At 60.6% G+C, this 10,304-nt stretch carries 10 protein-coding genes; 8 read left to right on the forward strand and 2 right to left on the reverse strand.

Annotated features, from left to right (window positions below; genetic code table 11):
- Window positions 1-150 precede the first annotated feature (150 nt).
- From D6877_RS11450 to D6877_RS11470, 5 genes are all read left to right on the forward strand, one after another.
- The gene (locus tag D6877_RS11450; RefSeq protein WP_130910847.1) at window positions 151-1,734 is read left to right on the forward strand and encodes an EAL domain-containing protein; all 1,584 of its coding nucleotides are present in this window, start codon (window positions 151-153) and stop codon (window positions 1,732-1,734) included.
- Window positions 1,735-1,791: 57 nt separating this feature from the next.
- On the forward strand, window positions 1,792-2,094 hold the full coding sequence (locus D6877_RS11455; RefSeq protein WP_024012559.1) for a metalloregulator ArsR/SmtB family transcription factor: 303 nt from the start codon (window positions 1,792-1,794) through the stop codon (window positions 2,092-2,094).
- Window positions 2,095-2,157: 63 nt separating this feature from the next.
- Entirely contained in the window at window positions 2,158-3,132 is a 975-nt protein-coding gene (locus D6877_RS11460; protein WP_130910848.1) for a zinc-dependent alcohol dehydrogenase family protein, read from the forward strand.
- Between the two features lie 28 nt (window positions 3,133-3,160).
- Complete coding sequence (locus D6877_RS11465; RefSeq protein ID WP_130910849.1) at window positions 3,161-3,502, forward strand: antibiotic biosynthesis monooxygenase; 342 nt, start codon at window positions 3,161-3,163, stop codon at window positions 3,500-3,502.
- A gap of 179 nt (window positions 3,503-3,681) precedes the next feature.
- Entirely contained in the window at window positions 3,682-4,827 is a 1,146-nt protein-coding gene (locus D6877_RS11470) for a sensor histidine kinase (RefSeq protein WP_130910850.1), read from the forward strand.
- A 39-nt stretch (window positions 4,828-4,866) separates the two neighbouring features.
- On the opposite strand, the gene D6877_RS11475 is transcribed toward D6877_RS11470, so the two are convergent.
- Window positions 4,867-6,723, reverse strand: coding sequence for an ABC transporter ATP-binding protein (locus D6877_RS11475; RefSeq protein WP_056784851.1), 1,857 nt, complete (start codon window positions 6,721-6,723; stop codon window positions 4,867-4,869).
- Window positions 6,724-7,022: 299 nt separating this feature from the next.
- Between D6877_RS11475 and D6877_RS11480 the strand changes: the two genes are divergently transcribed.
- The 3 genes from D6877_RS11480 to D6877_RS11490 are packed head-to-tail and all read left to right on the forward strand — an operon-like array spanning window position 7,023 to window position 8,910.
- Entirely contained in the window at window positions 7,023-7,673 is a 651-nt protein-coding gene (locus tag D6877_RS11480; protein ID WP_130910851.1) for a hypothetical protein, read from the forward strand.
- Window positions 7,673-8,101 carry a phage holin family protein gene (locus D6877_RS11485; protein WP_024012566.1) on the forward strand — a complete coding sequence of 143 codons (429 nt, stop codon included), beginning with the start codon at window positions 7,673-7,675 and terminating at the stop codon, window positions 8,099-8,101. The genes D6877_RS11480 and D6877_RS11485 overlap by 1 nt, the downstream gene beginning before the upstream one ends.
- A complete protein-coding gene (locus tag D6877_RS11490; RefSeq protein WP_130910852.1) occupies window positions 8,098-8,910 on the forward strand; it encodes a DUF3618 domain-containing protein in 813 nt (270 codons plus the stop codon). Before D6877_RS11485 ends, D6877_RS11490 begins: the two co-directional genes overlap by 4 nt.
- A gap of 55 nt (window positions 8,911-8,965) precedes the next feature.
- On the opposite strand, the gene D6877_RS11495 is transcribed toward D6877_RS11490, so the two are convergent.
- The gene (locus tag D6877_RS11495; RefSeq protein WP_130910853.1) at window positions 8,966-10,072 is read right to left on the reverse strand and encodes a M20/M25/M40 family metallo-hydrolase; all 1,107 of its coding nucleotides are present in this window, start codon (window positions 10,070-10,072) and stop codon (window positions 8,966-8,968) included.
- Window positions 10,073-10,304: the final 232 nt, after the last annotated feature.

Consider the following 10,304-nt stretch of genomic DNA (forward strand, 5'->3'; position numbering starts at 1 on the left):
AAATTGATGCATGTCACGGGGCTTTCAACTAATCGGCAGAGTTATTGATTCTGGCTCGATTCCACGCTAAAAGCAGCGGTAGGTGCCGCGCAAACGGCGCGTCCAGCACTCGCGAAGACGCGTCACGGGCCAAATCATTCGGGCGGTGAAATGAAGCGTTCCAAGATCATGCGGCGGGGAATATTGCTGACGGCCCTTGCGGTGATCGTCCCGTTGGGCATGACCCTAGCGGCTGGCTGGATGCTGTCGATCTACGCGGCTCATGACCGCCTGCAAACGCTCGCCGCGATTGCCAACGATCGCGCCAGTCAGACATTTGCGCAGGCCTCCCAGGCACTGAAAAGCATTGCTGTCACTGACCTCGAACCCTGCTCGCCACAGGGCATCGAGCAGATGCGCATGATTGCCATCAATACGTTTTCGGTCGAGACGGTCGGCTACGAAGAAGATGTATTTGCCTGCACGTCATGGGGCGCCACGCCGCCGCGGTCGAAGCAATGGGCGGAGGATTTCGTCACCGACGACGGGGTGAAGGTGTCCATCGATGCGCAGGATGACAACGAGCTGATCAAACCGATGCTGGCGTTGCAGTTTGCTGCGTTCAACGTGCTGGTCGACCCGGAGCAGTTTCGCGAAGTCGTACTGGATGAAGGCGTCAGGCTGGCCGTCGGCACACGTCAGGGCCGCTTGCTCGGCCCGGCGGACCCGAACATGGCGAGTTTCCTTGCCTTGGTGCATGAGCGGCCTACGCATGGCCTCAAGGACGGCTTTCTCTACACACTGGTGGCTCAGGGCAACTTCACCGTAATCGCCGCAATTCCGCGACAGGAACTGTTGCGCAGCCTCGGGCAACACGTGCTTTATCTGCTGCCGATCGGTCTTGTCATCAGCGTCGGCCTGGTCATTGCGAGCCTGCGCTGGTGGCGTCGCAAGCTGTCCCCGCTGGCGGCACTGGAGCGCGCGGTGCGGCGCCAGGAGTTCGTGGTTCATTATCAGCCGATCATCGAAATTGAGACCCGGCGCTGCATCGGCGCCGAAGCCTTGATCCGCTGGCGCAAACCCAACGGCACGCTGGTCTACCCGGACGTGTTCATCCCGCTGGCCGAATCCAGTGGCTTGATCGAAGCGATCACTGACCAAGTGGTTCACCGCGTATTCGCAGACCTTGGCGCCATGCTCGCCAGTGACCGTTCGTTGCACGTGGCCTTGAACCTGGCCCCTGCCGATGTGAGCTCCGGGCGACTGATACCGACTTTATTGAATGAAAGCCGTCGCCTCGACGTACAGCCCCCGCAGATATGGCTTGAGGTGACAGAGCGAAGCCTCGTCGATCTAACGTCAGCGAAAGAAACGCTGGAGCGCGCGCGGAGCGCCGGGTTTGTTGTCGCGCTGGATGACTTCGGCACCGGCTATTCGAGTCTGCAATACCTGCAGCAATTACCGCTGGACGTGCTCAAGATCGACCGATCCTTCGTTGAGCAGATCAGCGAAGCAGAGGAGAAGACCTTACTGGTCACTCACGTCATTCAGATGGGCCACGCGCTACGGCTGACACTTGTTGCTGAGCGCGTCGAGACCCCGGCACAGCTAAACTTCCTGGGCGCCAACCAGGTGCGCTATGCACAGGGATGGCTGTTTGCGAAAGCCATGGAGTGCGCACAGTTCCAACAGCTCTATCTGGACGGTCGGCCTTGCATCGACGCGCGCATTCTTCAGGACCCGATTGTTTCCTGAAAGAAACGAGTCAAAAAACCACATTGACATATCGAAAAATCTCGATATCCTCGGCGCATGGAACTGATCGAAATCTTCAAAGCCCTCTCGAACCCGACGCGCCTCAAGATCCTTGAAGGCCTGAAGGATCCCGTCAAGAACTTCCCCCCGCAGGATGAGGGTGACGTTCTCGTCGAGGGTGTTTGCGTCAGCAGCATCCAGGAAGGTATCGGCCTGTCGCAGTCGACGGTGTCGAGTTACCTGGCCACGTTGCAGCGGGTGGGGCTGGTGGAAGTGCGACGCATCGGTCAATGGACCTACTACAAACGCAATGAGGCTGCTATCAGCGCGCTTGCAGAGATCATAGGGAAAGAGCTGTAAATTTTTTTACTCTAGGATATCGAGAATTCTCGATATCCCTCTTTATCGATACGAGGTTTTGCCATGAAAGCGATGATTTTGAAATCCTTCGGCGGTCCTGATTCGTTCGAACTCAGCGACGTTCCAAAACCGGTTCCGCAAGCGGGCCAAGTGCTGGTCCGAGTGCACGCTACTTCCATCAATCCGCTGGATTATCAGGTTCGGCGCGGTGACTATCCCGATCTTGTGCCGCTGCCAGCCATTACCGGTCACGACGTGTCGGGCGTGGTTGAAGCCGTCGGGCCGGGCGTGAGCGCTTTCGCACCGGGCGACGAAGTCTGGTACACCCCGCAGATATTCGACGGGCAGGGCAGTTATGCCGAGTACCACGTCGCAGCCGAAAGCATCATCGCCAGAAAGCCTGGCTCGCTGAGCCACCTTGAGGCGGCCAGTCTGAGTCTGGTCGGCGGTACGGTTTGGGAAGCGCTGACCGTGCGCGCCGTGCTCCGCGTTGGCGAAAGCATTCTGATCCACGGCGGCGCCGGCGGGGTCGGCCATGTGGCGATTCAGGTGGCCAAAGCCATGGGCGCCAGAGTGTTCACCACCGTGCGCGAGGCCAACGCCGATTTCGTCCGCAGCCTGGGTGCCGACGTGGTGATCGATTACACCCAAGAGGATTACGTCGAAGCGATCATGCGCGAAACCGCCGGGCATGGCGTTGATGTGGTGTTCGACACCATCGGCGGCGATACCCTGTCTCGCAGTGCCGACGCGCTCGCCCAGCTTGGCCGCGTCGTCTCGATCGTCGATATCGCGCAGCCACAAAACCTCGTCCAGGCCTGGGGCAAGAACGCCAGCTACCACTTCGTCTTCACCCGGCAGAATCGCGGCAAGCTCGATGAATTGAGCGCGTTGGTCGAGCGCGGCCAGTTGCGGCCCCACGTTGGCGCGGTCTATTCCCTCGCCGACATCCCGCTCGCCCACGCTCGACTGGAGAGCGCCAACAACGGTCTGCTGGGAAAAATCGCCATCGCCGTCGAGCCTTCACTCATCGTCTGAATCCGCCCACTGATTTTGGAGATACATCATGGTTTATGAAATCGCTGTGCTGCCCGTTCACCCGCATCAGACTGAAGCCTTCCGACGGGCATTTGCCGAAGTCGAACCGTTGCTCACCCGCGCCAAGGGATATGGCGGCCACTTGCTGGCGCAAGGTATCGAAACCCCCGAGCAATTCAATTTGATCGTGCGCTGGCAATCGCTTGAGGATCACTCGCCGGGGTTTGAAGAGAGTGACGACCATCAGCGCTTCATGCTGGGGCTGGAGGATTATTTTTCCGCAGAGCCGAGCGTGTATCACATTGAGGGTGGTGCTTTTCCGGGTGGCGACTTGAGCGTTGCGGGCAGCAGCTCAAGCACAGGGAGCTGAGTGTACTGATGGCTTTCGTCACAAGCGGCTGCTGCCGATTTTCCTCCCGCGTTGAACCACTGCAATGATGGTAGGCTGCACGAGGTCAGCCGTACCTTCTGTACTCCTGAATTGCCCTTTCCAATATCTGCGCCGGCTCAGATGCTGGCGTTGATGGATTTCCCCTGCGGACCACAGCCATGCGCCTGCCAGATTTCATTCTCGAAAACCTAGAGCCGATCCTGCAGGCCTGGGAAGATTTCGCCCGCACCATCGAGACGCCGGGGGTGGAGCTGGATAACGTCGCGCTGCGCGATCACGCCGAGCAGATGTTGCGCGCCATCGTCATCGATCTGCGGACCAAGCAGACCATGAGCGAACAAATCGCCAAAGCCCAGGGCCAAGCGCCGCGCGACGATGAAGAAACAGCTGCGGAAACCCACGCGGTGACGCGGCTGATGGCCGGTTTTACCATCGATCAGATGGTGTCGGAGTACCGCGCGCTGCGCACCAGTGTGCTGAGCCAGTGGCTGCGTCAGGTCAAGGATGGCAGATCAGTGAATGTCGACGACATGACGCGCTTCCACGAAGCCATCGATCAGGCGCTGGCCGAGTCGATTGCCAGCTACTCGCGCGCCGTCGAGGCGTCGCGCAACGTGTTTCTAGGGATTCTCGGCCATGACTTGCGCACGCCGCTGGGGGCGATTCTGCTCGGTGCGGATATGTTGCGTCGTACCGAAGCCACCGACCCGCGCACCAGCAAAGTGGCCAGGCAGATCTACGCCAGCGTGCAGCGCGCCAGCCAGATCGTGGGCGACCTGCTGGATCTGACGCGCTGCCAGATGGGGCCGGGGATTCCGGTGAAAAAATCCCTGATCGATCTCAGCCCTGTGTGCGAGCGGGTGATCGAGGAAATCCGCGCCTTTCATCCGCAGGCCAACGTGCGGTTCGATGCGACGGAAGCGGTGATGGGAGCGTTCGATGGCGCCAGAATGGAACAGGTCTTTTCCAACATCATCAGCAATGCGGTGACCCACGGCGATAATCAGTTTCCGGTCACGGTTGCACTGGAAGCTCGGGAGGATTGCGCGGTGTTCACGGTGCACAACGGCGGGGAGCCGATTCCGGAAGATGTGTTGCCGTTCATCTTCAACCCGATGGGGCGGTTCTCGCAGCGCTCCGTGGTTGATCACGGGCCCGTTGCCGGGCTGGGTCTGGGCCTGTTCATCGCCTCGGAAATCGTCGCCTCGCATGCCGGCTCGATCGAGGTCAGCTCTGACCTGAAGGGCGGAACCGTGTTTCGCGTAAAGCTTCCGGTGGATGCCGAAAGCCCCGTCACCATCTAGGCCAATCGATGGAGGGCCGGCCCCGGCCCTCCAGCCTGATCACTCCTCCATCACCTCAACCAAACCCCGGTCCTCACCGAGGAACCCGCCGCTCTGGTGCTGCCACAGACGCGCATAGGTGCCGTTCTTCTCGAGCAATTGCGCGTGGGTGCCTTGTTCGATGATGCGGCCTTCGTCCATGACGATCAGCCGGTCCATCGCCGCGATGGTCGACAAGCGGTGGGCGATGGCGATCACGGTTTTGCCCTGCATCATTTCATCGAGGCTTTCCTGGATCGCGACTTCGACTTCCGAGTCCAGTGCGCTGGTGGCTTCGTCGAGCAGCAGGATCGGTGCGTTCTTCAGCATCACCCGGGCGATGGCGATGCGTTGGCGCTGCCCGCCCGAAAGCTTGATACCGCGTTCGCCGACCAGCGTGTCGTAGCCGCTGTGGCCCTGCTTGTCGCTCAACTGGCTGATGAAACCATCGGCCTGGGCGTTCACTGCCGCGCGATGGATGTCTTCGTCGGTGGCGTCCGGGCGTCCGTAGGCAATGTTGTCGCGGATCGAACGGTGCAACAGCGACGTGTCCTGGGTGACCATGCCGATCACGCTACGCAGACTGTCCTGGGTGACCTCGGCGATGTTCTGCCCATCGATGCGGATTTCGCCGCGATCAACGTCATAGAAGCGCAGCAGAAGGTTGATCAGCGTCGACTTGCCAGCACCGGAGCGGCCGACCAGGCCGATTTTTTCGCCGGGGCGAATATGCAGGGTCAAGCCGTCGAGCACCTGGCGTTCGCCGTTGTAGTTGAAGCTGACATTGTCGAAAACCACTTCGCCGCCGGCCGGCTCCAGCACTTTGGCATCCGGCGCGTCCTGGACTTTCGGGCCGCTGGTCAGGGTGGCCATCCCGTCCTGGACGGTGCCGATGTTTTCGAACAGCGAAGTCATCTGCCACATGATCCAGTGCGACATGCCATTGATGCGCAACGCCATGGCGGTGATCGCCGCAACAGCGCCGGTGCCGACTTCACCCTGATGCCAAAGCCACAACGCATAACCGCCGGCACCGAGAATCAACGCCACCACCAGCGCCTGATTGACGATTTCGAACTGACTGACCAGCCGCATCTGGCGAAATCCGGTGAGCTTGAAATCTTCCATCGCTGCACGGGCAAAGTGCGCTTCACGCTTGGAGTGCGAGAACAGTTTGACCGTGGTGATGTTGGTGTAGGCATCGGCAATCCGCCCGGTCATCGACGAGCGCGCATCGGCCTGTTCCTGGCCGACCTTGCCCAGACGCGGGACGAAATACACCATCGCCAGCCCGAACAAAACGATCCATGCCAGAAACGGCAGCATCAGCTTCAGCGCAAAGCCACCAGCCAGCGCAATGATCGCGATGAAGTACACGCCAATGCCGGGGAGGATTTCGATCAAGGTGAACAGCACCTCGCGCACCGACAACGCAGTCTGCATGACCTTGGTCGTGACCCGGCCGGAGAACTCGTCGGAGAAGAACGACAGACTTTGCCGCAGCATCAGCCGGTGAAAGTCCCAGCGCAGGCGCAGCGGCAGATTGATCGCGAGGATCTGGTGCTGGACCATCGTGCGCAGCGCCACCAGGCCGATGCTGACCACCAGCACGATGCCGATGCCCCACAACACGCGGCTTTCCTCATCACCGGCGGCGCCGCCGGATTGCCAGGTCGAGAGCAGATCCACCACTTGCCCAAGGAAAGAAAACAGCCACGCCTCGTAGATCGACACGCTGGCGCTGAGCAGGGCGAAGGCCAGAATGTAGCCGCGCGCGCCCCGGGTGCAGGCCCACAAGAAGCGCATCAGGCCGACTGGCGGTGGCGGCGCCTCGTCGGGCGGGAAGGGGTCGAGCCTTTCTTCAAACAGGCGAAGCATTGCGGTCTCCGAAGTGATCAGGGTGTGGGGATTCTGCCATCTATCGGCGGCGTTGCGGGGTTCACTGTAGTCATCAGGACGAATCCGTGTGCCTTGTCTTGACCGCAGCCAGGCGCAGAAGCTCAACGCAATCGTGCCAAGCGCAACCTTTCGTCGCTGATCCAGACCTGATGTCGCACGCTCATCAACCTCTTTGAACTCTCGCGCAAGCTGCTCCGTCATCTTCTATGTGGGGGCTCGAGGCAATGTTGCCGTGTAGTCCCGTTTTTCCGTTTTCAAGTCAGAACGCGAGGGGCCACATGAATACTCAAGACAGCAGGGCAGGCTTTGAATCAGGTGATCCGAACAGCAAGCCTGGACAGGGTTTTGAACATTTGAAGGACGACGTCAATGAAGCACTCGGCGGTGCGCGGCAACAGGCCGACGCACAATTCGGACAGTACCGCGACACCGCGGCGGAACAGATAGAAGCACTGGCCCAAGGCGCAAAGAGCTTCGTCTCGGAGTTGCAGGACAAGGACACGCTGGGCATGTCCGACTACCTGACGGACATGGCGGATTCCATGACCGGGCTGGCGGGCAACCTGCGCGGCAAGAGTGCCGAGCAGTTGCTGCACGATGCGGCGGATCTGGCGCGCAGCAATCCGGGGCTGTTCATCGCCGGCAGCATTGCTATCGGTTTCGGACTGTCGCGGTTTCTCAAAGCCGGCACGGCCGCAGCAGCGACGGTCAGCGCCGAACATGATCCGGCGGCGGGCACGACATCGACGCCACCGCCAGCCGATTACGGTGCGCAGCGACCCTATGAAACCTCAGTGCCGCCATCGACCCACGCCAACCCGGGACTGGCCACCGGCATCACCCCGACCTCGCCCAGTGACAGCGATCACCCTTCTGATTTTGCCGCGGCTTCCGTACCGCACGCACCCGACGCCAAAGGAGAACTGTGATGAACAGAGATGAATCTGATCTGAGCGGGGCAAGGCCCCTCGGCCAAACGGATGACGCTTCGGTGGTCGGCCTGTTGCGACAACTGTCGCGCGAGGTGCCAGCGTTGTTCACAAAGGAACTGGCATTGGCAAAAGCCGAACTGCAGAACAGCCTCAGCACGCTGAAGGCTGGCATCGGCGCGGTTGCCGGTGGTGCTATCGTGTTTCTCGCCGGCTTCATCATTCTGCTGATGTCAGCGGTGTACGGCCTGAGCATGTTCATGGCGCCGTGGCTGGCCGCGCTGATAGTTGGCGTGGTGGTGATGATCATTGGCTTCGCCATGCTGCAATCCGGGAAGAAACAATTCGAGCCATCTCACTTCAAACCTGATCGCACTCTCGACGCCTTGAACAAGGATCAGGAAGCGCTGCGGAGGAAAGTCTCATGAAAAGCGAACTGGATATCGAAGCGGAAAAAAGCCCGGAGCAGATCGAGCGCGAAATCGATGCGCAACGTGCGAGCATCGGCAACATCGTCGATCAATTGGAAAGCAAGTTCACTCCCGGGCAGATGATCGATCAGGCTTGGGGAATGATGCAGAGCAACGGCTCGACGTTCTTCACCAATCTCGGCACCAGCGTGCGCAATAACCCGGTGCCAGCGGTGCTGACTTCGGTGGGCCTGCTCTGGTTGATGATGAGCCAGAATCGCCCGCCCGTGCCGCAACCGGCCTATCGCAGCGGGCCGGATCAAGACAAGGCCGGCGAGTGGGCCGATGGTTTGGCCGATGGCATCGACAGTGCGCGCGCGCATTTGCATTCGACCACTGACTCGCTGAAGGACGGCTACCAGTCGCTGAAAGGCAAGGCCAGCCACCTCGGGGAAAACGTCGGTGCGGCGAAGGAAAATCTGACCCATGCGATGCATGACGCCAGTGATCGACTGTCGCGTAATTCGCAAGTGCTTGGCCAGCAATTCAGTCACATTCTCAAGGAGCAACCGCTAATGGTCGCTGCCGCTGGGGTTGCGCTCGGTGCATTGCTCGGCGCGGCGTTGCCGACTACTTCCACTGAACAGCGCTACATGGGCCGTACCAGCGCGGGCATGGTCGACAAGGCCAAGCAGAAAGCTCAGGAAGGGTATGAAGCCGTGCGTGATACGGTGACCCGGACCACTGAACAAACCGAGGTTGAAACCAAGCCGGATCCGGCGCGGCCGTCGTCTTCGGATTTGTCACAGGGGTTGGGAACTTCTTGACGGTGAAAAACAAGGGAGGCCTGCAATGGGCCTCCCTTTTTTATTGGGCAGCGGCTCAAGTCGATACCTCGTTCTGCGGGCCTTGCAGATATTTCACCAAAGTCTGTGCGCACGCTTCAATCGCGCCGTCGACCACCAGTTCGAAACCATGGGTATTCTCGGTCGGGATTGCGATGCATCCGGCCTGGGCGCTGATGCCTGAACTCATCACCGCGCTGGCGTCAGAAGCGAAATCCACCAGCAGGGCGAACTGTGGTTCGAAGCCGCAACGCTTGGCGGCGTCGGCCAGAGCCATGACCACCCCGCGCGAGTAATAGCCTTTCTGGTCGCCGGTATCGATGATCGGGTCGACGCTCAATCGCGTTGCGTACTCGCTCATCACCGGGCCTACTTCCACCGCGATTGTGGTGTCGCCGGGCAGGTGCGCAGCGGCGTACATTGCGCCGGCGTTGCTTTCTTCCTCGAGGGTGGTGAAGACAAAGTAGGTGTCGTGCGCCAATTCGGTCGGGCTGCGCTTGAGTTGCTCGGCGGCCTGGAGCATGGCGACGACAGGCGCGCGGTCATCGAGAAAATGCGCAGCGGTGGCGTCACCCACCCGGAACGGCGTGCGCCAGTGCTGGCTGAGCACGACGCGGGTGCCGGGACGCACGCCCATGTCTTGCAAGGTTTGCGGGTCGTGGCGGGTGATGATGTGCACGTCTTTCCACTCCACCGCGCCGTTCATCACATCCTGGCCCTGCGGCGAGCCTGTGGTGGCGTGCATCGAGCCGAATGAGAGCACGCCGGGCAGGGTTTGCGCGTCGCCGAGAATATCCACCGGACACACACCGAAATTCACCGGGTTCGCACCGCCGAGGGCAACCACCCGCAACGTACCGTCCGGCTCGACGCGTTTGACCAGCATGGCGATCTCATCCATGTGGCCCATGATGCGCACAGCGTGCTCGCCGTCCGGATCGGGTTCGCGGCCCTTGAGCAGGCCGATGACATTGCCGGCCCGATCGGTCCAGACCTCGTCGCAATGGCGCCGCAGTTCTTCCAGGCAGATCGCCCGGACCTCATCTTCCTGACCGCCGGGCCCGCGCGCCATGAGCAAACGGCTCAATAGTGTTTGGGTGGATTGCTGCGAGTTGTGCGGCGAAGGCGTTTGGTTATCCGACATGCGTACTGACCCTCCTTGCATCGGCGGACGTGTATCGACCGCTCAGAATTTAGGGGGCAGATTGGCGGGAAAATTCAGATTGCGTGGTGCCAGGCTATTCGCGATGCCGCTGGACCTGTGGGAGCGAGCCTGCTCGCGAAAGCGGTGTGTCATTCAATGTGGATGTATCTGATCTGGCGCCTTCGCGGGCAAGCCCGCTCCCACAGGGATTTGGGTTGCGCTGAAGATTGTG

The organism is Pseudomonas sp. Sample_9 (assembly GCF_004307535.1).
Lineage (GTDB): Bacteria > Pseudomonadota > Gammaproteobacteria > Pseudomonadales > Pseudomonadaceae > Aquipseudomonas > Aquipseudomonas mercuritolerans.

What these genes read in the sequence shown, in the direction of transcription:
- D6877_RS11470 (WP_130910850.1), top strand. Translation starts at nt 3,682, where the DNA reads ATGCGCCTGCCAGATTTCATTCTCGAAAACCTAGAGCCGATCCTGCAG.
- D6877_RS11485 (WP_024012566.1), top strand. Translation starts at nt 7,673, where the DNA reads ATGAACAGAGATGAATCTGATCTGAGCGGGGCAAGGCCCCTCGGCCAA.
- D6877_RS11495 (WP_130910853.1), bottom strand. Translation starts at nt 10,072, where the DNA reads ATGTCGGATAACCAAACGCCTTCGCCGCACAACTCGCAGCAATCCACC.
- D6877_RS11465 (WP_130910849.1), top strand. Translation starts at nt 3,161, where the DNA reads ATGGTTTATGAAATCGCTGTGCTGCCCGTTCACCCGCATCAGACTGAA.
- D6877_RS11460 (WP_130910848.1), top strand. Translation starts at nt 2,158, where the DNA reads ATGAAAGCGATGATTTTGAAATCCTTCGGCGGTCCTGATTCGTTCGAA.
- D6877_RS11490 (WP_130910852.1), top strand. Translation starts at nt 8,098, where the DNA reads ATGAAAAGCGAACTGGATATCGAAGCGGAAAAAAGCCCGGAGCAGATC.
- D6877_RS11475 (WP_056784851.1), bottom strand. Translation starts at nt 6,723, where the DNA reads ATGCTTCGCCTGTTTGAAGAAAGGCTCGACCCCTTCCCGCCCGACGAG.
- D6877_RS11455 (WP_024012559.1), top strand. Translation starts at nt 1,792, where the DNA reads ATGGAACTGATCGAAATCTTCAAAGCCCTCTCGAACCCGACGCGCCTC.
- D6877_RS11480 (WP_130910851.1), top strand. Translation starts at nt 7,023, where the DNA reads ATGAATACTCAAGACAGCAGGGCAGGCTTTGAATCAGGTGATCCGAAC.
- D6877_RS11450 (WP_130910847.1), top strand. Translation starts at nt 151, where the DNA reads ATGAAGCGTTCCAAGATCATGCGGCGGGGAATATTGCTGACGGCCCTT.